The 25,223-nt window shown below is 73.4% G+C and carries 30 protein-coding genes and 1 riboswitch; of the genes, 17 read left to right on the top strand and 13 right to left on the bottom strand.

Features of this window, described 5'->3' with window-relative positions:
* Positions 1-13 precede the first annotated feature (13 nt).
* The 5 genes from ybeY (at position 14) to GA0070604_RS24805 (ending at position 4,576) form a co-directional block, all read left to right on the top strand.
* Positions 14-487, top strand: coding sequence for an rRNA maturation RNase YbeY (gene ybeY / locus GA0070604_RS24825; protein ID WP_091123427.1), 474 nt, complete (start codon positions 14-16; stop codon positions 485-487).
* Positions 463-1,875, top strand: coding sequence for a hemolysin family protein (locus GA0070604_RS24820; RefSeq protein WP_208602344.1), 1,413 nt, complete (start codon positions 463-465; stop codon positions 1,873-1,875). The genes ybeY and GA0070604_RS24820 overlap by 25 nt, the downstream gene beginning before the upstream one ends.
* The gene (locus GA0070604_RS24815; RefSeq protein WP_091123421.1) at positions 1,868-2,254 is read left to right on the top strand and encodes a cytidine deaminase; all 387 of its coding nucleotides are present in this window, start codon (positions 1,868-1,870) and stop codon (positions 2,252-2,254) included. The genes GA0070604_RS24820 and GA0070604_RS24815 overlap by 8 nt, the downstream gene beginning before the upstream one ends.
* A gap of 67 nt (positions 2,255-2,321) precedes the next feature.
* Positions 2,322-3,218, top strand: a complete 897-nt coding sequence (gene era / locus GA0070604_RS24810) for a GTPase Era (RefSeq protein WP_091123418.1) — start codon at positions 2,322-2,324, stop codon at positions 3,216-3,218.
* A 179-nt stretch (positions 3,219-3,397) separates the two neighbouring features.
* Entirely contained in the window at positions 3,398-4,576 is a 1,179-nt protein-coding gene (locus GA0070604_RS24805) for an acyltransferase family protein (RefSeq protein ID WP_091123414.1), read from the top strand.
* A 36-nt stretch (positions 4,577-4,612) separates the two neighbouring features.
* Here the strand turns inward: GA0070604_RS24805 and GA0070604_RS24800 are convergent, their stop codons facing one another.
* Entirely contained in the window at positions 4,613-5,395 is a 783-nt protein-coding gene (locus GA0070604_RS24800) for a DUF4097 family beta strand repeat-containing protein (RefSeq protein ID WP_091127393.1), read from the bottom strand.
* A gap of 102 nt (positions 5,396-5,497) precedes the next feature.
* Between GA0070604_RS24800 and recO the strand changes: the two genes are divergently transcribed.
* From recO to GA0070604_RS24785, 3 genes are all read left to right on the top strand, one after another.
* Positions 5,498-6,370 carry a DNA repair protein RecO gene (gene recO, locus GA0070604_RS24795; RefSeq protein ID WP_091123410.1) on the top strand — a complete coding sequence of 291 codons (873 nt, stop codon included), beginning with the start codon at positions 5,498-5,500 and terminating at the stop codon, positions 6,368-6,370.
* A 12-nt stretch (positions 6,371-6,382) separates the two neighbouring features.
* The gene (locus tag GA0070604_RS24790) at positions 6,383-7,183 is read left to right on the top strand and encodes an isoprenyl transferase (protein WP_091127392.1); all 801 of its coding nucleotides are present in this window, start codon (positions 6,383-6,385) and stop codon (positions 7,181-7,183) included.
* Between the two features lie 116 nt (positions 7,184-7,299).
* Positions 7,300-7,575, top strand: a complete 276-nt coding sequence (locus GA0070604_RS24785; RefSeq protein WP_244162073.1) for a thioredoxin reductase — start codon at positions 7,300-7,302, stop codon at positions 7,573-7,575.
* Between the two features lie 99 nt (positions 7,576-7,674).
* Here GA0070604_RS24785 and gndA read toward each other — a convergent pair whose 3' ends face one another.
* Both gndA and GA0070604_RS24775 read right to left on the bottom strand, forming a co-directional pair.
* Positions 7,675-9,120 carry an NADP-dependent phosphogluconate dehydrogenase gene (gene gndA, locus GA0070604_RS24780; protein ID WP_091123406.1) on the bottom strand — a complete coding sequence of 482 codons (1,446 nt, stop codon included), beginning with the start codon at positions 9,118-9,120 and terminating at the stop codon, positions 7,675-7,677.
* A gap of 93 nt (positions 9,121-9,213) precedes the next feature.
* Positions 9,214-9,546 carry an MTH1187 family thiamine-binding protein gene (locus GA0070604_RS24775; RefSeq protein ID WP_091123402.1) on the bottom strand — a complete coding sequence of 111 codons (333 nt, stop codon included), beginning with the start codon at positions 9,544-9,546 and terminating at the stop codon, positions 9,214-9,216.
* Positions 9,547-9,811: 265 nt separating this feature from the next.
* On the opposite strand from GA0070604_RS24775, the gene GA0070604_RS24770 reads away from it, so the two are divergent.
* Entirely contained in the window at positions 9,812-10,051 is a 240-nt protein-coding gene (locus GA0070604_RS24770; RefSeq protein ID WP_091123398.1) for a hypothetical protein, read from the top strand.
* A 115-nt stretch (positions 10,052-10,166) separates the two neighbouring features.
* On the opposite strand, the gene GA0070604_RS24765 is transcribed toward GA0070604_RS24770, so the two are convergent.
* The 3 genes from GA0070604_RS24765 to GA0070604_RS24755 all read right to left on the bottom strand — a co-directional run bounded on the left by GA0070604_RS24765 (position 10,167) and on the right by GA0070604_RS24755 (position 13,091).
* Positions 10,167-10,967, bottom strand: coding sequence for an energy-coupling factor transporter transmembrane component T family protein (locus tag GA0070604_RS24765; protein ID WP_091123394.1), 801 nt, complete (start codon positions 10,965-10,967; stop codon positions 10,167-10,169).
* Complete coding sequence (locus tag GA0070604_RS24760; protein WP_091123391.1) at positions 10,964-12,397, bottom strand: ABC transporter ATP-binding protein; 1,434 nt, start codon at positions 12,395-12,397, stop codon at positions 10,964-10,966. The genes GA0070604_RS24765 and GA0070604_RS24760 overlap by 4 nt, the downstream gene beginning before the upstream one ends.
* A 109-nt stretch (positions 12,398-12,506) precedes the next feature.
* Positions 12,507-13,091 carry an ECF transporter S component gene (locus tag GA0070604_RS24755; protein ID WP_091123389.1) on the bottom strand — a complete coding sequence of 195 codons (585 nt, stop codon included), beginning with the start codon at positions 13,089-13,091 and terminating at the stop codon, positions 12,507-12,509.
* A gap of 73 nt (positions 13,092-13,164) precedes the next feature.
* Positions 13,165-13,271: riboswitch (TPP riboswitch) on the bottom strand.
* A gap of 90 nt (positions 13,272-13,361) precedes the next feature.
* Between GA0070604_RS24755 and GA0070604_RS24750 the strand changes: the two genes are divergently transcribed.
* The 5 genes from GA0070604_RS24750 (at position 13,362) to GA0070604_RS24730 (ending at position 18,641) form a co-directional block, all read left to right on the top strand.
* Complete coding sequence (locus GA0070604_RS24750; RefSeq protein WP_091123387.1) at positions 13,362-14,186, top strand: alpha/beta fold hydrolase; 825 nt, start codon at positions 13,362-13,364, stop codon at positions 14,184-14,186.
* The gene (locus GA0070604_RS24745) at positions 14,183-14,995 is read left to right on the top strand and encodes an AAC(3) family N-acetyltransferase (RefSeq protein ID WP_091123383.1); all 813 of its coding nucleotides are present in this window, start codon (positions 14,183-14,185) and stop codon (positions 14,993-14,995) included. The genes GA0070604_RS24750 and GA0070604_RS24745 overlap by 4 nt, the downstream gene beginning before the upstream one ends.
* Positions 14,992-15,735 carry a sugar isomerase domain-containing protein gene (locus tag GA0070604_RS24740; protein WP_091123380.1) on the top strand — a complete coding sequence of 248 codons (744 nt, stop codon included), beginning with the start codon at positions 14,992-14,994 and terminating at the stop codon, positions 15,733-15,735. The genes GA0070604_RS24745 and GA0070604_RS24740 overlap by 4 nt, the downstream gene beginning before the upstream one ends.
* Positions 15,736-16,034: 299 nt before the next feature.
* The gene (locus GA0070604_RS24735) at positions 16,035-16,538 is read left to right on the top strand and encodes a DUF6328 family protein (protein WP_091123377.1); all 504 of its coding nucleotides are present in this window, start codon (positions 16,035-16,037) and stop codon (positions 16,536-16,538) included.
* Between the two features lie 120 nt (positions 16,539-16,658).
* Positions 16,659-18,641, top strand: coding sequence for an acyl-CoA dehydrogenase family protein (locus tag GA0070604_RS24730; RefSeq protein WP_091123374.1), 1,983 nt, complete (start codon positions 16,659-16,661; stop codon positions 18,639-18,641).
* Between the two features lie 15 nt (positions 18,642-18,656).
* On the opposite strand, the gene GA0070604_RS32740 is transcribed toward GA0070604_RS24730, so the two are convergent.
* The 7 genes from GA0070604_RS32740 to GA0070604_RS24700 form a co-directional block, all read right to left on the bottom strand.
* Positions 18,657-18,827: a hypothetical protein gene (locus GA0070604_RS32740; RefSeq protein WP_167363567.1), complete on the bottom strand. Its 171-nt coding sequence runs from the start codon at positions 18,825-18,827 to the stop codon at positions 18,657-18,659.
* Positions 18,828-18,836: 9 nt separating this feature from the next.
* Complete coding sequence (locus GA0070604_RS24725; protein ID WP_091127391.1) at positions 18,837-19,442, bottom strand: hypothetical protein; 606 nt, start codon at positions 19,440-19,442, stop codon at positions 18,837-18,839.
* Between the two features lie 52 nt (positions 19,443-19,494).
* Positions 19,495-19,797 carry an ArsR/SmtB family transcription factor gene (locus GA0070604_RS24720; RefSeq protein ID WP_091123371.1) on the bottom strand — a complete coding sequence of 101 codons (303 nt, stop codon included), beginning with the start codon at positions 19,795-19,797 and terminating at the stop codon, positions 19,495-19,497.
* A gap of 43 nt (positions 19,798-19,840) precedes the next feature.
* Entirely contained in the window at positions 19,841-20,713 is an 873-nt protein-coding gene (locus GA0070604_RS24715) for a metal ABC transporter permease (protein ID WP_091123367.1), read from the bottom strand.
* Position 20,714: 1 nt separating this feature from the next.
* Positions 20,715-21,476 (bottom strand): metal ABC transporter ATP-binding protein, encoded by a 762-nt coding sequence (locus tag GA0070604_RS24710; RefSeq protein ID WP_091123363.1) that lies wholly within the window; start codon positions 21,474-21,476, stop codon positions 20,715-20,717.
* Positions 21,473-22,414 (bottom strand): metal ABC transporter substrate-binding protein, encoded by a 942-nt coding sequence (locus GA0070604_RS24705; RefSeq protein WP_091123359.1) that lies wholly within the window; start codon positions 22,412-22,414, stop codon positions 21,473-21,475. Before GA0070604_RS24705 ends, GA0070604_RS24710 begins: the two co-directional genes overlap by 4 nt.
* Positions 22,415-22,487: 73 nt before the next feature.
* Positions 22,488-22,745 carry a DUF6703 family protein gene (locus tag GA0070604_RS24700; RefSeq protein ID WP_091123355.1) on the bottom strand — a complete coding sequence of 86 codons (258 nt, stop codon included), beginning with the start codon at positions 22,743-22,745 and terminating at the stop codon, positions 22,488-22,490.
* A gap of 27 nt (positions 22,746-22,772) precedes the next feature.
* Here GA0070604_RS24700 and GA0070604_RS24695 point away from each other — a divergent pair, with 27 nt between their 5' ends.
* From GA0070604_RS24695 to GA0070604_RS24685, 3 genes are all read left to right on the top strand, one after another.
* Positions 22,773-23,114, top strand: a complete 342-nt coding sequence (locus tag GA0070604_RS24695; protein ID WP_091123351.1) for an antibiotic biosynthesis monooxygenase family protein — start codon at positions 22,773-22,775, stop codon at positions 23,112-23,114.
* 142 nt (positions 23,115-23,256) lie between these two features.
* Positions 23,257-23,730: an Rv0361 family membrane protein gene (locus tag GA0070604_RS24690; RefSeq protein ID WP_091127390.1), complete on the top strand. Its 474-nt coding sequence runs from the start codon at positions 23,257-23,259 to the stop codon at positions 23,728-23,730.
* 112 nt (positions 23,731-23,842) lie between these two features.
* The gene (locus GA0070604_RS24685; protein WP_091123346.1) at positions 23,843-25,222 is read left to right on the top strand and encodes a glycine--tRNA ligase; all 1,380 of its coding nucleotides are present in this window, start codon (positions 23,843-23,845) and stop codon (positions 25,220-25,222) included.
* Position 25,223 lies beyond the last annotated feature (1 nt).

Genomic DNA, 25,223 nt, shown 5'->3' with positions numbered 1-25,223 from the left:
GAGGAAAGACAAGTTGTCCATCGAGATCGCCAATGAGTCGGGTGTCGAGGTCGACACCGACGCCGTGCTCGCCGTCGCCCGGCACGCCCTCGACGAGATGGGGGTCAACCCCCTCGCCGAGCTCTCCGTGCTGCTGGTCGACATCGACTACATGTCCGAGCTGAATCACCGCTGGATGGGCGGCGACGGCCCGACCGACGTGCTCGCCTTCCCCATGGACGAGGGCAGCGTCGACCACGGTCCGGGGGAGAACGCCCCGGCCGGCGGCGAGCCGGCGCTGCTCGGTGACATCGTGCTCTGCCCCGAGGTGGCGTCCAAGCAGGCAGCCACCGCCGGCCACTCGGCCGCCGACGAGCTGCACCTGCTCACCGTGCACGGGGTGCTGCACCTGCTCGGCTACGACCACGCGGAGCCGGAGGAGGAACGGGAGATGTTCGGTCTGCAGGCTCGACTGCTGGCCAGCTGGCGGTCGACCCGGTCGGCATGATGACCACCCTGGCAGCCGGCAGCGACCCTGCCAATCTGCCCGATCTCCAGCTCATCGTCGTCGCGGCGGGGCTGGTGGTGCTCGCCGGCCTCATCGCGATGACCGAGGCGGCGCTGGCCGCCGTCTCGCCGGCCCGGGCCGCCGAGCTGGCCCGGGACGGGGCGCGCGGCGCGCGTACCCTCCAGGCGGTCGCCGGTGACGTGGTCCGCCATCTCAACCTGCTGCTCCTGCTCCGGCTGCTGGCCGAGCTGACCGCCACCACGCTGGTCGCGTTGGTGGCGGTGGACACCTTCGGCGCCGGCTGGCGGGCCGCCCTGGTCACCGCCGGGGCGATGACCGTGGTCAGTTTCGTGGTGGTCGGCGTCGCGCCCCGCACGCTGGGCCGGCAGCACGCGTACGCGGTGGGCCGTGCGGTCGCGCCGCTGGTGCGCTGGTTGGGCCGGGCGCTCAACCCGCTCGCCTCGCTGCTGATCCTGATCGGCAACGCGGTCACCCCGGGGCGGGGCTTCCGGGAGGGGCCCTTCGCCACCCAGGTGGAGCTGCGCGAGCTGGTCGACCTGGCCGAGCAGCGCGGTGTCGTGGAGCACGGCGAACGCCAGATGATCCATTCGGTCTTCGCCCTCGGCGAGACCATCGCCCGCGAGGTGATGGTGCCGCGTACCGAGATGGTGTGGATCGAGGAGCGCAAGACGCTCGCCCAGGCGCTGGCGCTCTTCCTGCGCTCCGGCTTCTCCCGGATCCCGGTGATCGGCGAGAGCGTGGACGACGTGCTCGGCGTGCTCTACCTCAAGGACCTGATCCGGCGTACCCAGGGGGGCGATCCGCGCACCACCCAGCTCCCGGTTTCGGAGCTGATGCGCCCGGCGACCTTCGTGCCGGAGTCCAAGCCGGTCGACGACCTGCTCTCCGAGATGCAGGCGGCCCGCAACCACATGGTCATCGTCGTCGACGAGTACGGCGGCACCGGTGGCCTGGTCACCATCGAGGACATCCTGGAGGAGATCGTCGGTGAGATCACCGACGAGTACGATGTCGAACGCCCGCCGGTCGAGCGCCTGGCGGACGGGGCCGTGCGGGTGACCGCCCGGCTGCCGGTGGAGGACCTGGGTGAGCTGTTCGACACCGAGCTGCCCACCGACGAGGTGGAGACGGTCGCTGGTCTGCTCGCCCAGTCGCTCGGGCGGGTGCCGATCCCCGGCGCCGAGGCCGAGGTGGCCGGGCTCCGGCTGATCGCCGAGGGCACCACCGGTCGGCGTAACCGGATCGACACCGTGCTGGTGAGCCGGGCCGCGCCGAGCGATGCATCCGACAGCGCGGGGCGAGGCGAGCACGCCGAGCCCCGCGGTAACCAGAATCGTTCCGAGGAGAGGCAACCCGCCGATGCCTGAGTCACCCGCCGTGCCGGCTGCCCGGCCCGCCCCGTCCGACCCCGCCGTGTTGAGCGCCGAGGACGGCAAACTGGTCGTCCTGGCCCGGGGCGCGCGCGGCCGGGTCGGTGCCGTGGAGGGCGCGGCGGTCCGCGACCAGGACGGCCGGACGTACGCGGCGGCCAGCGTCGCGCTGCCGTCGCTGACCCTGACCGCGCTCCAGCTCGCGGTCGCCTCGGCGGTGGCCGCCGGCGCCAGCCGGCTGGAGGCCGCCGTGGTGGTGACCGAGGCCTCAACGCTGGACGGCGCCGGTCACGCCGCTGTGCGGGACCTCTCCGCCGACGCGCCGATCCACGTGGCCGCGCCGGACGGCACCGTCCTCGGCACGGTGGTCGAGTGAGCGAGCGGACCATCTGGCTCAGCAGCGTGGCGCCGCGCGCCGCCGTCGAGCGTGGCGGGGCGGCGGCGTGAGCGATCTGGAACAGCCTCCCTACCGGGCCGGGTTCGCCTGCTTCGTCGGGCGGCCCAACGCCGGCAAGTCGACGCTGACCAACGCGATCGTCGGCACCAAGATCGCGATCACCTCGAACAAGCCACAGACCACCCGGCACGTCATCCGCGCCGTGCTGCACCGGCCGGAATCGCAGCTCGTCCTGGTCGACACGCCGGGGCTGCACCGTCCCCGTACGCTGCTCGGCGAGCGGCTGAACGACCTGGTCCGGGAGACGTGGAGCGAGGTCGACGTGATCGGCCTCTGCATCCCGGCGAACGAGCCGATCGGTCGGGGTGACCGGTTCATCACCGGTGAGCTGGCAAGCCTGAAGGCGACCGTGCTGGCCGTGGTGACCAAGACCGACCTGGTGGACAAGAAGCGGCTGGCCGAGCAGCTTCTCGCGGTGAGTGAGCTGGCCGACTTCGCCGATGTGGTGCCGGTGAGCGCGGTCTCCGGGCACCAGGTGGACACCCTGGTCGACGTGATGACCGGCTACCTGCCGGAGTCGCCGCAGCTCTACCCGGACGACATGCTCACCGACGACCCGGAGCAGGTGCTGGTCGCCGAGCTGATCCGCGAGGCGGCCCTGGAAGGCGTCCGGGACGAGCTGCCGCACTCCATCGCCGTGGTGGTGGAGGAGATGATCCCGGAGGGCCGGCTCACCAAGATCTACGCCGACGTGTACGTCGAGCGACCGAGCCAGAAGGCGATCATGATCGGTCACCGGGGCGGCCGGCTCAAGGAGGTCGGCACCACCGCCCGCCGGCAGATCGAGGAGCTGCTCGGCACCCGGATCTATCTCGACCTGCACGTCCGGGTCGCCAAGGACTGGCAGCGCGACCCGAAGCAGCTGCGCAAGCTGGGCTTCTGACCGCGGGCCTGGGTCGCCGGTGCCGGAATACGGACCGGCGGCCCGGATTCGGAATGATCCGGATCGGTCGGAATTATGGGATCTTTCACTTCTGGCCTGATCTGCTCGCGGTTTCGCCCCACCGGGTCGGAGGGTAGGGAAAGCGTTGCTCCCTTGCCCCCGGACATTGCTGCAGGCTGATGCGAAACCGATACCTGGATCTGCTCCGATTCCTGGCCATCGTTCGAGTCGTCGTCTACCACGTCGTCGGGTCGGCGGCCCTGACCCTGATCTTTCCGGCGATGTCGGTGATGTTCGCGCTCGCCGGCTCGCTGATGGCCGCGTCGCTGGACCGGACCGGCGTGCCGGCCGTGGCGCGCCGGTTGCGCCGCCTGCTGCCGTCGCTGTGGGTGCTCGCGGCGATCTTCGTGCCGGCCATGCTGCTCACCGGGCTGCCGTTCACCCCGAAGGCGCTGCTCTGGCTCTTCCCGGTCAGCGACCCGCCGGCCAACCACTGGGGTGCGCTGGCGCTGAGCCCGATCTGGTACCTGCGGGACTACCTGTGGTTCGTGCTCGCCTCGCCGCTGGTCCTCTGGCTGTTCCGCCGGGCCCCGCTGCCCACCGTCCTCGCCCCGTACGTGCTGCTTTTGGTGATCGAGTTCGGCATCTACCCGGACGCGCCGGTCGTGCTACGCGAGTTCGGCCTGTACTTCGGCGCCTGGCTGCTCGGGTTCGCCCACCACGACGGCATGCTCCGCCGGCTCAGCAACCGGGTGCTGGTGCCCGCCGTGCTCGCCCTCGGCGCTGCCGGGTTGACCTGGATCTTCACCCACCCCGGCCCACGCGGCTACGACCTGAACGACAACCACCTCGGCAACGCCGTCTGGTCGGCCGCGTTCATCCTGGTGGCGATCGGCCGGGCCCCGGCCGAGGCGCCCTGGGTGGACCGCATCCCGGCGCTGGGCCGGGCGGTCACCGTGCTGAACCGGCGTGCGCTGACCGTCTACCTGTGGCACATGTCGTTCGTGGTGGCGCTCACCCCGCTGTTCGGTCTGGTCGGCTGGGCCCCGCGCGACTCGTTCAACCTGGTGATCCGGGTGGCGCTGGTGTTCGCGCTGGTCGGTGTGGTCACCCTGCTGTTCGGCTGGGTCGAGGACGTGGCGGCCCGGCGTACGCCGGAGGCGATCCCCGGCCGCTCGCGGCGGGCCCCGGCCCAGCGGGCGGCGACCGCACCGGTCAGCCCCGCGCCGGTCGGCGTGGAGGCCGAGCTGGTGGCGGCCGGTGCGCGGGCGGGCCGCCCCGCCGGGTCCGGGCCGGGCCGGGTGCCCACGCCACGGGGCGCGGCCGAGTGGGCGGACACCGAGGTCGAAACCCGCTGATCCGCCGACCCGGCGCCGGCAGCGTTCCCCCCGGCCTCAGCGTCGGGTGATCGTGACGTCGCCGCTGCCGGTGCGGACGTCGAGCAGTAGGGCGGCCCCCGGGTCGTTGGCCACCTCCACGGCGGCCTTGCCGGAGCCGGTGCTGGAGCGCACCCGGTACCGCCCTTCCGGCACGGTCAGCTCCACGTCGCCGCTGCCGGCGTGCACCCGGGCCGAGGCCGGCTCTGCCAGCTCGACGGTCACGTCTCCCGAGGCGGCCTCCGCGTCCACCCCGGCGGCCAACTGCCGCGCCTCGACCCGGCCGGAGGAGGCATGCAGCCGGACCGCGCCGGTCGCGTCGACCACTGCGATGTCCCCGGAGCTGGTCTCGGCCCGGATGTCGCCGCGCGCCGTGGTCACCTTGATATCGCCGGAGCCCAGCTTGACGTCCACCGTGCCGACCCGGCTCAGCACGATGTCCCCGGAGCCGTTCTCGCCGCGTACCGCCACGCCCTCGGGGACGGTCACGTCCCAGGAGATGCTGCACCGGTGGCCGCAGCGGGTGTCCAGCACCAACTCGTCGCCGTTGATCTCGTACCGGGTTTGGGGCTGGTCGCCGTGGTAGCGGACCACCCGCTTGATGCGTACCTCGGCGGCGGAACCGGAGCCGCGCACCGTTACGTCGCCCGCGCCCGGCTGCACGGTGATCCGGGTGATTCGTACCGCCTCGGTGTTGTCGTAGTCCAGCTGGCGGAACGCCAGGGTCTCACACCCGCTCAGGAGGGTCAGGGCGGCTGCGGCCGCGGCCGCGACGGTCACGATGGTTCGCTGCTGAGCCATGGCCAGCACGCTACGGCCGACCCTCGGGGCGGCACATCCGGGTTCGACCGCCGATCGACCCCGAACCGACCCTGAGATCGCACCCCGAGGGAGAATGACCGGGTGGCCGGATACCGCCGACAGCTCTACCGCGACGACGCGGTGGTGCTGCGTGTGCAGAAGTTGGGCGAATCCGACCGGATCATCACCCTGCTCACCCGCCGGCACGGCCGGCTGCGCGCGGTGGCCCGGGGCGTGCGGCGCACCTCCAGCCGGTTCGGCGCCCGGCTGGAGCCGTTCGGGCACGTCGACGTCCAGCTCGCCGGCGACCCCAAGGGCAACCTTGGCAGCTCGCTGCACACCGTCAGTCAGGTCGAGGGGATCGACCTCTACGGCAAGCGGTTCCTCGGCGACTACCCCCGCTACACGGCGGCCAGCGCCATCGCCGAGACGGCGGAACGGCTCACCCCGGTCGAGCGGGAGCCGTCGCTGCGGTTGTTCCAGCTCACCCTCGGCGCGTTGAAGTCGCTGGCGCGCGGCGAGCACGCCACCACGCTGGTGCTCGACGCCTACCTGCTGCGCGGGATGGCGCTGGCCGGATGGGCGCCCGCATTGACCGCCTGCGCGGTCTGCGGCACGCCGGGTGGGCACCGGGCGTTCTCCGTACCGGCCGGCGGGACGGTCTGCCCGGACTGCCGGCCACCGGGCGCCGCCCATCCCGCCCCGGCCACCGTCGACCTGATGTCCGCGCTGACCACCGGCGACTGGGTGTACGCCGACGCCACCGAGACCGGAGTGCGCCGGGAGTGCAGCGGGCTGGTCGCGGCGCACCTCCAGTGGCACCTGGAGCGCGCGCTACGCTCGCTGCCGCTGGTCGACCGGGGTGCCCCGGGGGCCGGCACGGTCCCGCCGCCCGGCGGCGCGGGGCCGGGTGTGGTCCCGCCGCGCCCCGGCGCCGGACCCGCCGCCACTGGCGTGAACAGGGAGAATGCGTAAGTGATCCGATCGATGAGGGCCGTCCGGCGGGAGCCGGTGCCACCGACTCCGCACCCGTCCGGGGCCCGGCCGCCGGCCCTGCCGGACGGGGCGCTGCCGAAGCACATCGCCGTGGTCATGGACGGCAACGGCCGCTGGGCCAAGGAGCGCGGGCTGCCCCGGACCAAGGGCCACGAGCAGGGCGAGCACAGCCTCTTCGACACCGTCGAGGGCGCGATCGAGCTGGGCATCCCCTACCTGTCGGCGTACGCCTTCTCCACGGAGAACTGGCGGCGCTCGCCGGAGGAGGTCCGGTTCCTGATGGGTTTCAACCGGGACGTGATCCGTCGCCGCCGGGACCAACTCGTCGACCTGGGCGTCCGGGTGGTCTGGTCGGGTCGGGCCGGGCGGCTGTGGAAGAGCGTGATCTCCGAGTTGCAGACCGCCGAGGAGATGTCCCGGGGCAACTCGACGCTGACCCTGCAGTTCTGCGTCAACTACGGCGGCCAGGCGGAGATCGCCGACGCGGCCGCCGCGATCGCCCGGGACGTGGCGGCCGGCAAGCTCGACCCGGACAAGGTCACCGAGAAGACCATCGGCAGGTACCTCTACCACCCGGAGGTCCCCGAGGTCGATCTCTTCCTGCGCCCCTCCGGCGAGCAGCGCACCTCCAACTTCCTGCTCTGGCAGAGCGCGTACGCCGAACTGGTCTTCCTCGACACGCTCTGGCCGGACTTCGACCGCCGTCACCTCTGGTACGCCTGCGAGCTGTACGCCCAGCGGGACCGCCGCTTCGGCGGCGCGTTGCCGAACCCGGTGGCCCCGCCCCGCTGACCGGCTGGTCCCCGGCGGGGCGGTGTCGACGCGTTCGCGGCGGGCGGCGCGGTCTCAGCGCATACCATCGGCGCGAGGGCGGGCCGCCGGCGTCGCGCCCGGCCACGGGGGTGGGCATGCGGGATCTCCGGTACGAGATGACGGCCGCGCTGGCCGGCGCGGACCTGGTTGACGCCGCGCACCGGGAACGGGTCGTGGAGGTCTGCGCCGGTGTCGCCGAGCGGTACTGCGCCGAGCTGGGGCACACGCCGGCCGTCCGCTCCGGCGAGATCGCCGAACTGTCGACCGGGGAACCGGCCGCCGGCTGGGCGCCGACCCCGCCCGACAACTCCGGCTCGGCGCCCCGCGGCGAGCCGGAATCCTCGGTGGAGGAGTCGGGGCGGGCCTGGTGAGCGCCCTTCTGCGCCGTCGGCGGACTCCCTGCACGCCGCGATAGCTCAGGTCGGGCGGTGCCGGGCGCCCCGCGGCGTGACCCGCCGCCACCGGGCGGGTCAGGCCGCCTCCTCGGCGCGGTCTGCCGCCCAGCGGGTGTGGAACGAGCCGTCCCGGTCCACCCGGCGGTAGGTGTGTGCCCCGAAGTTGTCCCGTAGGCCCTGGATCAGCGCGGCCGGCAGCCGCTGAGCGCGCAGCGCGTCGAAGTAGGCCAGCGACGACGAGAACGCCGGCGTGGGCACGCCCGCCCGGGCCGCGTCGGCCACCACCCGCCGCCAGGCCGGCACCCCGGCGCTGACCTGCTCGGCGAACCACGGGGCGACCAGCAGCGTCGGCAGCTCCGGCTCGGTGTCGTACGCCTGGCGGATCCGGTCCAGGAAGCGGGCCCGGATGATGCAGCCGCCCCGCCAGATGGTGGCGGTGCCGCCCAGGTCGACGCCCCAGTCGTACTCCCGGCTGCCGGCCCGGATGTGATCGAAGCCCTGCGCGTACGCGACGATCTTGCTGGCCAGCAGTGCGCGCCGGACGTCCTCGACGAAGGTCTCCCGGTCGTCCACCTGCCAGTTCCCGCCCGCGTCGGGGAACGCGCGGCGCGCGGCGGCGCGCTGGTCGGCGTGGCCGGACAGCGACCGGGCGAAGGTCGCCTCGGCGATCCCCGTGATCGGCACGCCCAGGTCCAGCGCGCTCTGCACCGTCCATCGGCCGGTGCCCTTCTGCTCGGCCTGGTCGAGCACTACGTCGACGAACGGCCGGCCGGTCGCCGCGTCGGTGTGCGCGAGCACGTCGGCGGTGATCTCGATGAGGAAGGACTCCAGCTCGCCGTCGTTCCACCGCCGGAAGATCTTCGCGAGCTCGGCCGGGCCCGCCGACAGACCGGCCCGCAGCAGGTCGTACGCCTCGGCGATGAGCTGCATGTCGGCGTACTCGATGCCGTTGTGGACCATCTTCACGAAGTGGCCGGCGCCGTCCGGGCCGATGTGCCGGCAGCACGGGACGCCGTCCACCTGCGCGGCGATCTTCTCGAAGATCGGGCCGAGTTTGCGGTAGGACTCGTCCGAGCCGCCCGGCATGATGCTCGGGCCGTGCAGCGCGCCCTCCTCGCCGCCGGAGACGCCGGTGCCGACGAAGTGCAGCCCGTGTCCGCGCAGCGCCTCCTCTCGGCGGATGGTGTCGGTGAAGTGCGCGTTGCCGCAGTCGACGACGATGTCTCCCGCCTCCAGCAGCGGCACCAGCTCGTCGATCACCGCGTCGGTGGGGGCGCCCGCCTTGACCATGACGATCACCGCGCGGGGGCGCTCCAGCGTGGCGACGAAATCGGCCATCGACTCCGACGGCACGAAGGTGCCCTCGTCGCCGTGCTCGGCGAGCAGGCCGCGGGTGCGCCCGGGCGAGCGGTTGTGCACGGCGACGGTGAAGCCGTGACGGGCCAGGTTCCGGGCCAGGTTGCGGCCCATCACCGCCAGGCCGGTCACGCCGATCTGTGCCGTCGCCCGCGCTGCCGCCATGCGTACCGCCACCCTCCGTCGGCTGCCCGTGCTGCGACCGTATCGCGGCCGGTCCGGGCGCGGGCCGGGATGCGACGGCCGGTCAGTGCCGCGTCACTCCTGGTTGGGTGGCATGGTGGCGGTCGGCCCCGCACCCTTGGACAGGCGGGCCTCGACGTGGGCGACCTTCGTGGTCATCGCGTCGGTGACGCCGGGACGCAGGTCGGCCTTGAGCACCAGGCTGACCCGGGGCGCCTGCGCCGCGACGCTGTCGACGGCCCGTTTCACCACCGCCATCACCTCGTCCCACTCGCCCTCGACGGTGGTGAACATCGGGTCGGTCCGGTTGGGCAGGCCGGACTCGCGGACCACCCGGACGGCGTCGGCGACCAGGTCGCCCACGGACTCACCCACGCCGAGCGGGGTGATCGAGAACGCGATCAGCATGTCGCCGATGGTGCCAGTAAATGCTCGCGCGGGCGTTAAATCGGGTGCGGTGCGGCGGATCGCGGGTTAGCCTGCTGGCATGCGTATCTGACGCCCTTCCGCCGAGCTCCGGTCCGCCACCGCACGTGGCGTGACCCGTCCTGCTCCGGGCGTCCGCATACCTCCTCGCCGCCTTCGGTCGCGGCGTCTGTCGTGGTCGGACCCGCCGGAGCCCGCCCGCTCGTCGCGCCGTGACCGGCGCGCTCGACAGTCAGGAGGTCCGCGTATGCCCGCCAAGCGCAGTCCGAAGAAGTCCCGTAAGCCGTCGCCGTCCCTGGTGGACGTGACCCCGACGGATCTCGACGCCCTCGCCGTGGCGCCGGTCGCCAAGCCGGTGTCCCTGCCGGAGGTGCCCGGGGCGACGCCGCCGAAGGCCGGTCCGCCGTCGACCGGTCGCGACGCCCGCCTCGCCGGGCGTAGCCAGCGCGCCGGTCAGACCCGGTTCTACGCCTTCCGGCGTAGCTGACCGGTCGCTCGACGCGGCCCGGCCGCGCGGCGGCGGCCGTTGGTCGACTCGGGTTGCGGCGAACCGGGGGGAACTCCTCCGACCTGCCGCAACCCGAGTCGACTGAGCCACCGGATCAGCCGATCAGCGGGCGGAAGGTGCCGAGCACCACGCTGACCGTCAGCGCCGCGCCCGCCAGCACCGCCGCGCCGGCCACCAGCAGGCCATCCGCCCGGGTGAAGCGCTGCCGCCGGGCGACCGTACGCGGAAGCCCGGCGTCGAAGCCGCGGGCGTCCATCGCCACCGCCAGCCGGGTGCCCCGCCGGATCGCCCCGACCAGCAGGGCGAACGCCGTCGACACGAAGAGCCGCAGCTTGGCGAGCGGGTTCCGGCCGGCGTCCACGCCCCGGGCCCGGCGCGCCATGCTGATCATCCGCCACTCCTGTTCCAGCAGCGGCACCAGCCGGAACGCGGCCAGCGCGCCGATGGCGAACCGGGCCGGCGCCTTCGCGTTCTGGATCAGCGCGTCGGCCAGGTCGGTGGGATCGGTGGTGGCGAAGACGACGATCCCGGGCAGCGCCACCGCGAGCATGCGCAGCACCAGCCCCAGTGCGGTGACCAGCACTCCCTCGGTGACCAGGAGCGGACCCGCCTCGACCAGCACCCGCCCGGAGCGGTCGGCGGCGAACAGCACCAGGGTGACCAGGATCCCGCCGGCGCTGGCCAGCAACGGCCACGCCCGCCGGGCCAGTGTCCGGTAGCGGATGCCGAACAGCGGCAGCACCGCCAGCTCGATCGCGATGGCGATGGCCGGGGCCACCGGGTCCAGGGTGGCGATCAGGATGAACGAGAAGACCAACGCGGCGGCCACCTTCGCCACGGGATTGCGCCGGGCCAGCGGCGCCCCGGGCGCGGCCACCGGCTCCACCCCGATCACGGTCGCTCCCCGGTGCCGGTCCCGGTCAGCGTCACCGTGCGGTCGGCCAGCGCGGCGACGAAGTCCGGGTCGTGGGTGACCGCCACGACGCCGTGGCCGGCGTCGCGCAGCTCGGCGAGCAGGTCGACCAGCTCCAACCAGGTCCGCCGGTCCTGGCCGAAGGTGGGTTCGTCGCAGATCAACAGGCGGGGCGCGGTGGCCAGGGCGGTCGCCACGCTCAGCCGCCGCGCCTCCCCGCCGGAGAGGGTGTACGGGTTCGCCCCGGCCAGCCGGGCCAGCCGGAGCCGCTCCAGCAACCCGTCCACGGTGGACCGTACCGCCGCCTCGGTCTGGCCGGTCCGACGTGGGCCGAGGGCCAGCTCGTCGAAAACCGTGCTGGTGACGAACTGGTGCTCCGGATCCTGGAAGACCGAGCCGATCCGTCGGGCGAGCGCTGGTGCCCGCCAGCGGTGCGGGGGAGTGCCGGCATCCCGGCCGGCCAGCTCGGCGGCGGCGGTGACCGTACCGGTGCCGGGGCGGAGCAGGCCGCCCAGGAGCAGGGCCAGGGTGGACTTGCCGGCGCCGTTCGGGCCGAGGACGGCGAGCGCCTCGCCGGCGCGTACCCGAAGGTCGGTGGGGGCCAGCCGGGGCGGCAGGCCGAGCCGGTCGGCGGTGATCAGTGCTTCTCCGGCCGGCGTGGTCGCGTGCCGGGGCGGCACGGTTCGGCCGGGCAGCCAGACCCCGGCGGCGGCGAGCGCGTCGCCGTGCGCGTCGAAGACCGCGGCGGGCGGCCCGTCGGCCCGCACCCCGCCGCCGGCTTCGAGGACGACCACCCGGTCCACCAGCGGCAGCGCCTCGGCCACCCGGTGCTCGACCAGGATCAGCGCGGTGTCGGCGTCGAGGGCGTCCCGGACGGCCTGCCGGATCAGCGCGGCGCCGGCCGGATCGAGGTTGGCGGTCGGCTCGTCGAGCAGCAGCAGCCCGGGCCGCAGGGCGAGCGCCCCGGCCAGGGCGAGCCGCTGCTGCTCGCCGCCGGACAGCGCCGCGGTGGGCCGGTCCCGGTGGTACGGGAAGCCGACCCGGCGCAGCGCCTCGTCCACCCGGGGCCAGATCTGCTCGCCGGGTACGCCGCGGTTCTCCAGCCCGAACGCGACGTCGTCGCCGCAGCGGGCCATCACCAGTTGGGTCTCCGGGTCCTGGAAGACGACGCCGACCCGTTCCCGGGCCTTGCGCGGGTCGAGCCCGTCGATCTCGATGGTGCCCTCCTGCTCACCGGAGTCCTCGGGCAGCAGCCCGGCGAGCGCCGCGAGCAGCGTGCTCTTCCCCGCCCCCGACGGCCCCAGCAGCAACACCCGCTCCCCGCGTTCGACCCGCAGATCCACCCCCCGCACGGCCCACTGCCGACGCCCCGCATGCCGCCACCCGAACCCCCGTACCTCCACCGCGCTCATCTCGACACCCCCTTCCGATCCGGCCCAGCATCGTTGATCAAGGAGTTTGCGTCCGGAAAACCGCTTCGGCCGACGCAAACTCCTTGATCAACGCGGTCGACGGTGGGGGTCAGATGGCGGCGCGGTCGCGGGCGGCGGGGAAGCGGTCGAGGACGCCGGTGCCCGCGAGGGCCCGGGTCAGCGCGACGCTGCCGAGGCCGGCCACGACCAGCGAGCTGGCGGCCGTGATGAGGATGTACGGCAGCCGGAAGCTGCCCCACGCGGTGCCCGGGTACCAGACCAGGACGTCGTAGATCGAGGCGGCGAGACCGGCCAGTGTGGCGGCCAGCAGGGCGACCGGCAGCCGGTAGGCGCGGTATGCGAACAGCGCGAACGCCAGCTCGCCGGCCGCCGCCTCCAGCGGACCCTGCACCACCAGGGTCCAGCCCCAACTGCTGCCGAGCGCGACCGACACCAGCGCGGCGATGGTCAGCGTGAAGAACGCGGCGCCGGGCTTGCGCACGATCAGCGCGCCGAGCACGGCCGGCACCAGCCACATGCCGTACAGCGCCGCCCTGCCGGGCAGCGGGATGGCATCCGCCGGCCCGTTCCAGATCAGGCCCCAGGCCCAGAAGATGACGCCGAACGCGACGGCGAGCACCGAGGCGACGACGATGTCGACGGTGCGCCACCGGTTGGTGCTTGGTTGAGTCATGGTTGCTCCCAGTCCAGTGATACGAACCAGGAGAAGACGCACGCCGCGCCCGGTGTCACCGGACGGCGGCGCGGCTGGAGGTCGACCGAACTCCCTGCGCTGGCATTACCCAGATCAGGTTCGAGGGTCTGCGGGCACCGGCCCGCACTCTCAGCGCTGTGCGCTCCCCTGTCGGATGTGAAGTTGTCTCGTCCAGACGCTAGCACCGTCCCCGGCCACCGGCCCAGCAGGGCATCAGCCGATCGACAGGGCTGGGTAGGCTGCCGAGTCATGCGGGTCGACGCGCGAGGGCTGACGTTCGAGATACGTACGGGCGGCCCGGAGGACGGTTCCCCCGTCCTGCTGCTGCACGGCTTCCCCCAGCACGGCGGCGAATGGGACGAGGTGGTGCCCGCGCTGCACGCCGCCGGGCTGCGCACGTACGCGCCCGACCAGCGCGGCTACTCGCCGGGCGCGCGGCCGGCGGCGGCCGAGGCGTACCGGATCCCGGAGTTGGTGGCCGACGCGGCCGGCGTGCTCGACGGGCTCGGGGTGGCGTCCGCGCACGTGGTGGGGCACGACTGGGGTGCGGCGGTGGCGTGGGCCCTGGCGGCGGCGCACCCGAGCCGGGTCCGCACCCTGACCGCGGTGTCGGTGCCGCACCCGGCGGCGATGGCCCATGCGCTCGCCACCGTGCCGCGGCAGCGCGCCCGGTCCGCCTACATGTCGTTGTTCCGCAGGCCGGGCACGGCGGAGCGGGTGCTGCTCGCGATGCGGGCCGCCGCGCTGCGCAGAATGCTCGGCGGGGTGGGCGACGCCGCCCGGGTGGGCCGCTACGCCGACCCGATGCGCGAGCCGGGCGCGTTGACCGCCGCCCTGAACTGGTACCGGGCCATGTCGGGGGCCGACATGCGGGCCGTCGGGCCGGTGGGCGTGCCGACCACCTTCGTCTGGAGCGACAGGGATGTCGCGATCGGCCGGGCAGCCGCCGAGTTGTGCGCGGCGCATGTCACCGGCGACTACCGCTTCGTCGAGCTGGCCGGCGTCAGCCACTGGATTCCCGACGAGGCGCCCGGCCCGCTCGCCGCGGCGATCCTCGCCCGGGTGGGCTCGTGACCGCCGTCGCCGCGCCGGGCCGGCCGCACACCCGCGCGTCGCTCGCCGCCCAGCTCCACGCCCTCGGCGTACGCCCCGGCGGGACGGTGCTGGTGCATGCGGCCCTGCGCGGGCTGGGTTTCCTCTGCGGCGGCCCGGAGGCGGTGCTGCTCGCCCTGCGTGACGTGCTCGGGCCGGACGGCACGGTCGTGGTGCCGACCCACACCCCGGAGAACAGCGACCCGGCGGGCTGGACCAACCCGCCGGTGCCGGCGGAGTGGTGGCCGGTGATCCGGGCCGAGCTGCCGGCCTTCGACCCGGCGGTCACGCCGAGCCGGTTCATGGGCGCGCTGGCCGAGCTGGTCCGCACCTGGCCGGGCGCGCGGCGCAGCGACCACCCGCACGTCTCGTTCGCCGCGCTCGGGCCCGCCGCCGACCGGATCGTCGCCGGCCACGCGCTGACCGACATGCTCGGCGAGAGTTCCCCGCTGGCCCGGCTGTACGAACTGGACGCCGACGTGCTGCTGTTCGGCGTCGACCACGGCAGCAACACCTCGCTGCACCTGGCCGAGTACCGCCAGCCCGCGCCGCCCCGGCAGCGCTGCGGCGCGGCGGTGCGCAGCGCCGACGGTGGGCGGGAGTGGGTGTGGTGGGACGACGTGTGCCTGGACGAGGACGATTTCGCCCGGCTCGGCGCCGACCTGGAGGCCACCGGGGCGGTCCGGCTCGGGCCGGTCGGCGCCGGGACGGGCCGGTTGATGCGACAGCGGGCGGCGGTCGACTTCGCGGTGGACTGGCTGGCCCGCAACCGACGGACGGAGGAAGCATGAGCGCCGAGGCGTACCTGGCGGTGGTGACCGAGACGATCGGCCGGGTGGCTGCCGGCCAGCGGGACAACGTGGGCCGGGCGGCCGACCTGATCGCCGAGTCGCTGCGCGCCGACGGTGTGGTGCACGCGTTCGGCACCGGCCACTCGGAGGCCCTGGCGATGGAGATCGCCGGCCGGGCCGGCGGGCTGGTGCCCACCAACCGGATAGCGCTGCGTGACCTGGTGCTGTACGGCGGTGAGCCGGCCGACGTGCTCGGCCCGAAGCTGGAACGCGAGCCGGCCGTGGCGCACCGCCTCTACGAACTGGCTCCGATCCGTCCGCAGGACGTGTTCGTGCTCGCCTCCAACTCCGGCGTGAACGGGGCGATGGTGGAGTTCGCGTCGATCGTCAAGGAGCGCGGGCACGCCCTGATCGCGATCACCTCGGCCGCCCACTCGGCCCGGATGACCTCGCGTCACCCGTCCGGGCGCAAGCTGGCCGACTTCGCCGACGTGGTGCTCGACAACGGTGCCCCGTACGGCGACGCCACCCTGCCGCTGCCCGGTGGCGGCGCGGTCGGCGCGGTCTCCTCGATCACGGCGGCGCTGCTGGCCCAGCAGATCGTGGCGGAGGTGGTGGCCCGGCTGCTGGCGGCGGGGGAGCGGCCCCCGGTCTACCTGTCGGCGAACATCACCGGCGGCGACGAGCACAACGCCGAGCTGGAGGCCCGGTACGCCGGCCGGATCCGCCGGGGCGCCTGAGGGACCATGCCGTGCGGCGGCTGTGGGCGGCGCGCGTTAGCCACCCATTCGCTGTGGAGCTGATGTCACAGACGATTCACCGGCCCGACCGGCCGCCTCTCGGGCCGACCCGGGCCGCCCCCGGTCGGGCCGGCCCGGTGGCGCAGGGGCACCCGTACCGGGCCTGACTCGTTCTCGAACTCAGCTCCAAAGCGTCCCGAACCCCGGTGTGCACCCGAGGCGGTTTCGCCCGCCGCCGGACGGGGCAAGGGCTGTGCGGTCCGGCGGGGACCCCGGCCGGCAGCACCGAGGAGTGGCGCGTGTCCAAGGAGACCGAGCGGCAGCGTTGGCAGCGCAACTTCGCCGAGCTGCTCCAGGAGCTGCGGGTGGCGCAGACCGGGGTGCAGATCCTCTTCGCCTTCCTGCTCACCCTGCCGTTCAGCAACGCGTTCGCCCGGACCACCGACTTCCAGCGGGACGCGTACCTCGTCGCGTTGCTGACCGCCGCCGGGGCCACCGCGATGATCATTTCGCCGGTCGCCTTTCACCGGGCGCTGTTCCGGCAGGGCCGCAAACCGGAACTGGTCCGGTTCGCCCACCTGATGGCCACCGGTGGGCTGGCCCTCATGCTGATCTCGATGGTCAGCGCGGTCCTGCTGATCACCGACTTCGTGCTGGGCCAGCCGATCGCCCTGGTGCTGAGCGCGCTCACCGGGATGTGGTTCCTGACCTTCTGGGTGATCCTGCCGTTCGCCCGGCGCAACTGGGGTGAGGGCGACATCGCCGACGAGGACGACGATCCGCAGGTGCTGCCCGGCGGCTGAACGGCGCCGTCCGCGCCAAATCGGACGTGCAGCGGACGCTACCCCTGGGTAACACCCGGGGGTAGCGTCGATTTGTCGAGCACGTTGACGCAGCCGGACCGAGGTCCCCAGGAGGCAGCCGTGACCACGACACAGAACAACCGGCCCGATCCCGCGAGCGCGTCCGTTCCCACCGGGCCGCTGCCCACCGACGCCGGCCAGGTCTCCGAGAAGGAAGCCCGCCAGGTCGCCGAGGCGGCCCGCGAGACGGCCTGGGACCGGCCCAGTTTCGGCAAGGAACTCTTCCTCGGCCGGTTCCGGCTCGACCTGATCAACCCGTGGCCCCGCTCCGACCCGGAGGAGGCCGCCCGGGCCGAGGGGTTCCTCGGCGCGCTCGGGGCGTACCTGGACGCCGAGGTGGACGGTGCGGCGATCGAGCGGGACGCGCACATTCCGGACGAGGTGTTCCACGGGCTGGCCCGGCTGGGCGCCTTCGGTATGAAGATCGACCGGAGCTACGGCGGCCTCGGGCTGAGCAACCTGCACTACTGCCGGGCGCTGATGCGGGCCGGCTCGGTCAACCCGGCGATCAGCGCGCTGCTCTCCGCGCACCAGTCGATCGGCGTGCCGCAGCCGCTGAAGATGTTCGGCACCGCCGAGCAGAAGCAGCGGTTCCTGCCCCGGCTGGCCGCCGGAGAGGTCTCCGCGTTCCTGCTCACCGAACCGGACGTCGGCTCCGACCCGGCCCGGCTGGCCACCACCGCCGAACCCACGGCCGACGGCACCGGCTACCGGCTCAACGGGGTGAAGCTCTGGGCCACCAACGGCACGGTCGCCACCCTGCTCGTGGTGATGGCCCGGGTGCCGGCGACCGGGGGGCGGCGCGGCGGCATCACCGCGTTCGTGGTGGAGGGCGACAGCGAGGGCATCACCGTCGAGCGGCGCAACGCCTTCGTCGGCCTGCGCGGCCTGGAGAACAGCCTCACCCGGTTCCACGACGTGTTCGTACCGAAGGAGAACGTGATCGGCGGCGAGGGCAAGGGCCTGAAGATCGCCCTGACCACGCTGAACACCGGACGGCTCTCGCTGCCGGCCATGTGTGTCGGCGCCGGCAAGTGGTCGCTGAACGTGGCCCGGGAGTGGGCCGCCGACCGGGTCCAGTGGGGCCGGCCGGTCGGCGAGCACGAGGCGGTGGCCAAGAAGCTGGCCTTCATCGCCGCCACCACGTACGGCATGGAGAGCATGCTCGACCTGTGCTGCCTGCTCGCCGACGACGACCGTAACGACATCCGGATCGAGGCGGCGCTGGTGAAGCTCTACGCCAGCGAGATGGCCTGGAAGATCGTCGACGAGCTGATCCAGATCCGGGGTGGCCGCGGCTACGAGACGGCGGACTCCCTGGCCGCCCGGGGCGAGCGGCCGGCCGCGGTCGAACAACTGCTACGTGACCTGCGGATCAACCGGATCTTCGAGGGCTCCACCGAGATCATGCACCTGCTGATCGCCCGGGAGGCGGTCGACGCGCACCTCTCGGTGGCCGGCGACATCATCGACCCGGACGCGGGGCTGGGCCGTAAGGCGAGGGCGGGCGCCCGGGCCGGCGCCTTCTACGCGAGGTGGCTGCCCACCCTCGCCGTCGGCCGGGGGCAGGCACCCCGGGCGTACGCCGAGTTCGGCCCGCTCGCCGGCCACCTGCGCCAGGTCGAGCGCGCCTCCCGCAAGCTGGCCCGCGCCACCTTCTACGCGATGTCCCGCTGGCAGGGGAAGATGGAACGCAAGCAGGCGTTCCTCGGCCGGGTGGTGGACATCGGCGCGGAGCTGTTCGCGATGGCCGCGGTCTGCGTACGGGCCACCGCCGAGCGGGCGGAGCACCCGGAGCACGTCGAGCTGGCCGACCTGTTCTGTCGGCAGGCCCGGCTGCGGGTTGACGAGCTGTTCACCGCCCTCTGGTCCAACACCGACTCGGTCGACGTGGCGGCCGCGAAACGGATCCTCGCCGGCCGGTACGCCGCGCTGGAGGAGGGCGTCGTCACCCCGCCGGCCGAACTGCCCTGGGTGGCCCGCTGGCGGCCCGGCCCGTCCGTCGCCGAGGACGTCCGCCGCCGCATCCCACCGGCCGGGTGACGCGGCCGAGGCCCGTCAGGAGCGGGCGACCGCCCAGGCGATCACCCCGGCCAGGATGAGGCCGTTCAACGCGGCCAGCACCAGGTACGCGGCCGGCGGGATCTTGCGGCCCCTGCGGACGTAGCTCACCAGGACGCCCGCGTACGCCAGCAGCAGCACGGCGACGACGATCAGGAAGTACAGCACCGCCACACCTTACCGGCCGACCTTCAGGCCGAGTCTGCGCAGCTCCAGCGCGGCGAGCGCGTCGACGGTCGCGTCGTCGCCACGCCGCCACGCCTCGGCCACGTCGGGCGCGATCCGGGTCAGCCGCCCGAGCGGCTGGCCGGCGAGCGCGCGCAGGGCCAGCAGGTCCCGTCCGGCGGGGGCGGTGGCCAGGGCCTGCGCCGCGCCGGCCCGGCGCATCCAGCGCAGCCGCAGCGGCAGCCAGCCGAACAGGACCAGGCCGAGCGGGAGGACCAGCACCGCGATGCTCAGCCCGAGAGCCAACTGTCCGACGAGTTCCTGCTGGTCGCGGCCGGCCTGGGCGACCGCGCGGGCGGCCTCCGCGGCCCGGGCGAACGGCGCGGTCAGCTCGTCGCCGACCAGCGGCACCCGGCCGACCTTGCCGCCGGCGTCGGCCAGGTTGTCGGCGAGGCCACCGCCGGCCCCCTCCAGCTTCTGTCCGGGTACGGCGAGTTTCTCGATCACGTCGTGCAGCCAGAGCGCGAAGCGGATCGCCACGTACACCCAGGCGACCACGAGCAGATCGGTGAGGAGCTGACGGAGAAGGGTCGGAAGACGATCGGCGTAGATCTTCACGCCGGACAGCGTGCCACGGTCCGGGCGTGCCGGCACGGGTCGGAAAACCCGCTCATGCCGAGCCTTCCCCGGCGTGGCTCACCGCGTCCGCCACGATGTGCGCGACGTGCTCGTCCACCAGGGCGTACGCGATCTCCCGGCCGCGCCGGGAGCCGCGTACCACGCCCGCGCCGCGCAGCACCCGCAGGTGCTGGGAGACCAGCGGCTGCGGGGCGCCGAGCTTCTCCACCAGCTCGTGTACGCAGCGTTCGCCCTCGGCCAGCTCGCTGACGATCGCCAACCGGATGGGTGCCGACAGCGCGCGTAGCAGGTCACCGGCGCCCTCGAAGGCGTCGTATCCGTGGGTGGCGGTCACCCTGTAACGGTAACCAATCCCAGCAGCGTTGGCCGGTACGGGCTCACCGCAGCACCACCTCGGGCTCGTGCGGCTCGGCGATCGGCGGCGCGACCGGGCGGGCCCGGCGGCGTAGCGCCCGCCGGGCCGCGGTGACGAGCGCGATCACCAGGAACGAGCCGATGGCCACCAGCACCACCGAGGCGCCCGGGGTGGTGTCGGCGGTGGCGGCCACCCAGATGCCCGCGCCGGCGGCGAAGAGCCCCAACGCCATCGCCGCCGTCATGGTGCTCCGGAAGCCCCGGGTGACCTGCTGGGCGGCGGCCACCGGCACCACCATCAGGGCGCTGATCAGGAGTACGCCGACCGCGCGCATGGCGATCGTGACCGTCCACGCGGTGCCCACCGCGATGAGCAGGTTGAGCGCCCGGACCGGCAGCCCGGACACCCGCGCGTACTCCTCGTCGTGGCAGACCGCGAAGAGCGCCGGGCGCAGCGCCAGCATGGCCACCAGGACCACCACGCCGAGCACCAGGATGGTGACCAGGTCCGCCGGGGAGGTGGTGATCAGCGACCCGAACAGGTACGAGTTGAGCGAGGCGCTGCTGGCGTCGGAGAGCCCGACCAGCAGCACACCGCCGGCGATGCCGCCGTAGAAGAGTAGGGCCAGGGCCAGGTCCCCGGAGGTACGCCCACGCGAGCGGACCAGCTCGATCGCGATCGCGCCCAGCGTCGCGGCGATCACCGCCACCAGCACCGGGGACCGGTTGAGCAACAGCCCGGCGCCGACGCCGGTGAGCGCCACGTGGCCGATCCCGTCGCCGATCAGCGCCAGCCGGCGCTGTACCAGGTAGATGCCGAGCGCCGGGGCGGCCAGGCCGATGACCAGCGCGCCGACCAGGGCGCGCAGCATGAAGTCGTACTGGAAGAGGTCCATGTCAGATGCTCCACAGCCCGGCGGGCTCCTCGTCGCAGTGCGGGTGCACGTGCTCGTGGTCAGGGTCCGCGTGGTGGCCGGCGGGCTCCGGCACCGCGCCGTCGTGCACGATGCCGCCCTGGTGGACGACGACCGCCCGGCTGATCAGCGGGCGCAGCGGCCCGAGTTCGTGGGCGACCAGCAGTACGGTCCCGCCGTCGTTGACGAAGCCGCGCAGTGCCCCCGCGAACGCCTCCTGGCTGCCCGCGTCCACCCCGGCGGTCGGCTCGTCGAGCACCAGCAACTCCGGCTGGCCGGCCAGGGCACGGGCGATCAGGGCGCGCTGCTGCTGGCCGCCGGAGAGGGTGGCGACCGGGTCACCGGCCCGGTCGGCGAGCCCGACCGCCCCCAGCGCGGCGGCGACCGCCTCCCGGTCGGCCCGTCCCGGCGGGCGCAGTACGCCCCGGCGGGCCAGCCGCCCGGACGCCACCACCTCCCGCACCGTGGCCGGTACGCCGCCGCCGGCGCCCAGCCGCTGCGGGACGTACCCGATGCGGTGCCACTGCCGGAAGCGGCGCAGCGGGGTGCCGAAGAGGGTGACCGACCCGGCGCCGATCGGCACCAGGCCGAGCACGGCCCGGATCAGGGTCGACTTGCCGGAGCCGTTGGCGCCGAGTACGGCGACCACCTCGCCGGCCGTGACGTCCAGGGAGACGTCGCGGAGCACGGGTGGCCCGTCGTAGCCGACGGCGGCGTGCGCTACCTGGATCACAGGCGTGGTCATGAGCATCCCAGGGCGGTTCGCAGGGTCTGGAGGTTGGTACGCATCGCCGACAGGTAGTCGCCGTCGGCCGGCGCGCCCTCGATCGGGTCGAGCACGGCGGTCTTCGCCCCGACCTCGCGGGCCACCGTCTCGGCGACCTTGGGGCTGACCAGCGTCTCGAAGAAGATGGTGGTGGCCTGGTGGCTGCGGGCCTCCTCCGCCACCTCGACGAGACGCCGCGGGGAGGGTTCCGCGTCGGGGCTGAGGCCGCTGACGCCGACCTGTTCGAGCTGGTAACGCTCGGCCAGGTAGCCGAACGCGGTGTGGCTGGTCACGATCTCCCGTTGCTGGCAGGTGCGCAGGCCCTGGGCGTAGTCGGTGTCCAGCTTCGTCAGGTCGGCGCGGAGCGCCGCCGCGCGGGCGGTGAACTCGGCGGCCCGGTCCGGGTCGGCTCTGCCGAGCCGCTCGGCGAGCCGGTCGCCGATGGTGGCCAGCCGGGTCGGGTCGAGCCAGACGTGCGGGTCCTTGCCGCCCGTCTCGTCGTCGTGCCCGGCCTCGCCGTCGTGCTGGTGCCCGCCGGCCCCCGCGTCCAGCAGCGGCTGTACGGCGGCGACGTCGAACGCCCGGTCGGCGCCGTTCTGCGCCACCGCCTCGTCCACGGCCGGCTGGAAGCCGGCGAGGTAGACGATCAACTCGGCGTCGACGATCTGGCCGACCTGGCGCGGTTGCAGCTCCAGGTCGTGCGGCTCGGCGCCCGGCCGGGCCAGGTTGGTGACCCGGACCGCGTCCCCGCCGACCTGCTCGGCGAGGAACTGGAGTGGGTAGAAGGCGACCACCACGTCGACCCGGTCCGGGTCGGTGCGGCTGCCACCGTTGTCCGAGCAGGCGGCGACGCCGCCGAGGGCGAGCAGGGCGGCGGTGGGTGCGGCCAGGGCGCGTGCGACGGAGCGGACGTTCATGCCACCAACTGTCCGCGGTAACGAAATTGATTGTCAAAAACGCATTTTGCATGTCAGCGCGGGCCGCGCCGGATCAGAGCAGCTTGGCCAGCGCCACCGCGATCAACAGGGTCAGCATGAGCAGCCGCAGCAGCCGGGTCGCCGGCCGCTGCACCGCCCAGGTGGCGGTCATCAGCCACACCAGCAACACGGCCAGCAGGAGCAACAGCATGCCGCCCACCGGGCCCGGCGCGAAGAGCGCCACCAGCACCAGGGCCAGCGTGGCCAGAAACACGGCCGTCGGGTTGAGCCGGGCCAGTCGGGCCAGCACGGGACTCTGCGTACGCTGCATCCCACAAACTCTACGAGGAGGAGCCCGGTGCTGGTCACCAACCGGTTCGTAGTGGACCCCGACGGCGCGTCGGACTTCACCGAGCGGGCGCACGCCGCCCTCACCGCGCTCGCGGCCCGCCCCGGCTACCTTCGGGGGGAACTGCTGCGGGCACTGGACGACCCGACACACTGGTGCCTGGTCACCGAGTGGGAGTCGGTCGGCGCGTACCGGCGGGCGCTGGGCGGCTTCGACGTCAAGGTCACCGCGGTGCCACTGCTGGCCCAGTCGATCGACGAACCGTCGGCGTACGAGACGCTGGCCAGCGCCGCGCCGCAGGGCGAGGTGGTGGTCGTGGCCAGTGATCGGGCCGCAGGTCCTTACCGCTGACGCCGGGGGCACTACCCTCTGCCGTATGACCGCTCCCGGACCGGCCGCCCCGCCTCCGCCTCACATGCCGCCCGGCGGGCCGCCGGTAGCGGGACCACCGACCGGGGTGCCGCCGACAGCGGGACCGCCGACCGGGCCCGGCATCCCCGAGCCGCCGCCCGGCCCCGGAGTCGCCCCGCCGTTCGCGGCGCCGCCCACCGAGGGCGGCCGGGCGCGGCTCTGGCTCGGGCTCGGCGTCGGCGCGCTCGCGGTGCTGCTCTGCTGCGGCGGGGGCGGCGCGGCCATCGTCGGGCTGGCGGTGAGCAACGTCCAGGCCATCCAGGAGCAGGGCCGGACGGTCACCAACAACTACTACCGGGCCCTCGTCGCCAGGAACTGGTCCAAGGCGTACGACCAGCTCTGCGCCGACGCCCGCCGGCGCGAGTCCCGGCCGGAGTTCGAGCAGCGGGTGGCCACCGAGCCGCAGATCACCGGCTACCGGGTGGGCGACGTCGACACGCAGACGCTGACCGTGCCGGTGGACGTGACGCTGGCCGGCGGCAGACGGGAGGCCCAGACGGTGACCCTGGCGCCGGACCAGCAGACGGGCGCCGTGGAGGTCTGCGGGGTGCGCTGACCGGGCCCCGGTATTGTGCTGGGCTCGGGGCCGCGGTGGTCGTACCGTTGTCCCGACCGTCCGGTACCACTCAGATCGCCCCCGCCGACCGCCAGCCGGCGTAGGAGGAAACATGCCAGTCGACCGTATCGACGCCGTCGTCAGCCTCGCCAAGCGCCGGGGCTTCGTCTTCCCCTCCAGCGAGATCTACGGAGGCACCCGGTCGGCGTGGGACTACGGTCCGCTCGGCGTGGAGCTCAAGGAGAACGTCCGCCGGCAGTGGTGGCGGACCATGGTCCAGCAGCGCGACGACGTCGTCGGCCTCGACTCCGCGGTCATCCTGGCCCGCCAGGTCTGGGCGGCCAGCGGCCACCTCGCCGAGTTCGTCGACCCGCTGACCGAGTGCCAGTCCTGCCACAAGCGGTTCCGGGCCGACCACCTGGAGGAGGCGTTCGAGGCTCGGCACGGCCGCCCGCCGACCTCCCTGGGCGAGATCAACTGCCCGAACTGCGGCAACAAGGGCACCTTCACCGAGCCGAAGATGTTCAACGGCCTGATGAAGACCTACCTGGGCCCGGTCGAGAGCGACGAGGGCATGCACTACCTGCGCCCGGAGACCGCCCAGGGCATCTTCGTCAACTACAAGAACGTGGAAACGGTCGCCCGGAAGAAGCCGCCGTTCGGCATCGCGCAGACCGGCAAGTCGTTCCGCAACGAGATCACCCCGGGCAATTTCATCTTCCGGACCCGCGAGTTCGAGCAGATGGAGATGGAGTTCTTCGTCGAGCCGGGCACCGACGAGGAGTGGCACGAGTACTGGCTGCGGGAGCGCTGGAACTGGTACCTCGACCTCGGCCTGTCGGAGAACAACCTGCGCTTCTACGAGCACCCGAAGGAGAAGCTCTCCCACTACTCGAAGCGCACGGTCGACATCGAGTACCGGTTCCAGTTCGGCGGCAGCGAGTTCGCCGAGCTGGAGGGTATCGCCAACCGCACCGACTTCGACCTGTCCACGCACAGCAAGCACTCCGGCGTCGACCTGTCGTACTTCGACCAGACCAAGGGCGAGCGCTGGGTCCCGTACGTCATCGAGCCGGCCGCCGGCCTGACCCGCGCGGTGCTCGCCTTCCTGCTGGAGGCGTACGACGAGGACGAGGCGCCGAACACCAAGGGCGGCGTGGACAAGCGGACCGTCATGCGCTTCGACCCGCGGCTGGCCCCGGTCAAGGTGGCGGTGCTGCCGCTGTCCCGCAACGAGGCGCTCTCGCCGAAGGCCAAGCAGCTCGCCGCCGACCTGCGCAAGCGCTGGGTGGTCGAGTTCGACGACTCGCAGGCGATCGGGCGCCGCTACCGCCGGCAGGACGAGATCGGCACGCCGTTCTGCGTGACCGTCGACTTCGACACCCTCGACGACAACGCGGTGACCGTGCGGAACCGGGACACCATGGCCCAGGAGCGCATCTCCCTGGACCAGGTCGAGCGCTACCTGATCGAGCGTCTCCCCGGCTGCTGAG

The organism is Micromonospora eburnea, from assembly GCF_900090225.1.
Taxonomy (GTDB): Bacteria; Actinomycetota; Actinomycetes; order Mycobacteriales; family Micromonosporaceae; genus Micromonospora; species Micromonospora eburnea.
Note: the sequence above shows the minus strand (reverse complement) of the source record. Positions and strands in the feature narration are given on the sequence as shown.

Coding starts and splice junctions, on each gene's coding strand:
- GA0070604_RS24815 (WP_091123421.1), top strand. CDS start 1,868: ATGCCTGAGTCACCCGCCGTGCCGGCTGCCCGGCCCGCCCCGTCCGAC.
- GA0070604_RS24805 (WP_091123414.1), top strand. CDS start 3,398: ATGCGAAACCGATACCTGGATCTGCTCCGATTCCTGGCCATCGTTCGA.
- GA0070604_RS24800 (WP_091127393.1), bottom strand. CDS start 5,395: ATGGCTCAGCAGCGAACCATCGTGACCGTCGCGGCCGCGGCCGCAGCC.
- GA0070604_RS24790 (WP_091127392.1), top strand. CDS start 6,383: ATGAGGGCCGTCCGGCGGGAGCCGGTGCCACCGACTCCGCACCCGTCC.
- GA0070604_RS24785 (WP_244162073.1), top strand. CDS start 7,300: ATGCGGGATCTCCGGTACGAGATGACGGCCGCGCTGGCCGGCGCGGAC.
- gndA (WP_091123406.1), bottom strand. CDS start 9,120: ATGGCGGCAGCGCGGGCGACGGCACAGATCGGCGTGACCGGCCTGGCG.
- GA0070604_RS24775 (WP_091123402.1), bottom strand. CDS start 9,546: ATGCTGATCGCGTTCTCGATCACCCCGCTCGGCGTGGGTGAGTCCGTG.
- GA0070604_RS24770 (WP_091123398.1), top strand. CDS start 9,812: ATGCCCGCCAAGCGCAGTCCGAAGAAGTCCCGTAAGCCGTCGCCGTCC.
- GA0070604_RS24760 (WP_091123391.1), bottom strand. CDS start 12,397: ATGAGCGCGGTGGAGGTACGGGGGTTCGGGTGGCGGCATGCGGGGCGT.
- GA0070604_RS24755 (WP_091123389.1), bottom strand. CDS start 13,091: ATGACTCAACCAAGCACCAACCGGTGGCGCACCGTCGACATCGTCGTC.
- GA0070604_RS24750 (WP_091123387.1), top strand. CDS start 13,362: ATGCGGGTCGACGCGCGAGGGCTGACGTTCGAGATACGTACGGGCGGC.
- GA0070604_RS24740 (WP_091123380.1), top strand. CDS start 14,992: ATGAGCGCCGAGGCGTACCTGGCGGTGGTGACCGAGACGATCGGCCGG.
- GA0070604_RS24715 (WP_091123367.1), bottom strand. CDS start 20,713: ATGGACCTCTTCCAGTACGACTTCATGCTGCGCGCCCTGGTCGGCGCG.
- GA0070604_RS24710 (WP_091123363.1), bottom strand. CDS start 21,476: ATGACCACGCCTGTGATCCAGGTAGCGCACGCCGCCGTCGGCTACGAC.
- GA0070604_RS24705 (WP_091123359.1), bottom strand. CDS start 22,414: ATGAACGTCCGCTCCGTCGCACGCGCCCTGGCCGCACCCACCGCCGCC.
- GA0070604_RS24700 (WP_091123355.1), bottom strand. CDS start 22,745: ATGCAGCGTACGCAGAGTCCCGTGCTGGCCCGACTGGCCCGGCTCAAC.
- GA0070604_RS24685 (WP_091123346.1), top strand. CDS start 23,843: ATGCCAGTCGACCGTATCGACGCCGTCGTCAGCCTCGCCAAGCGCCGG.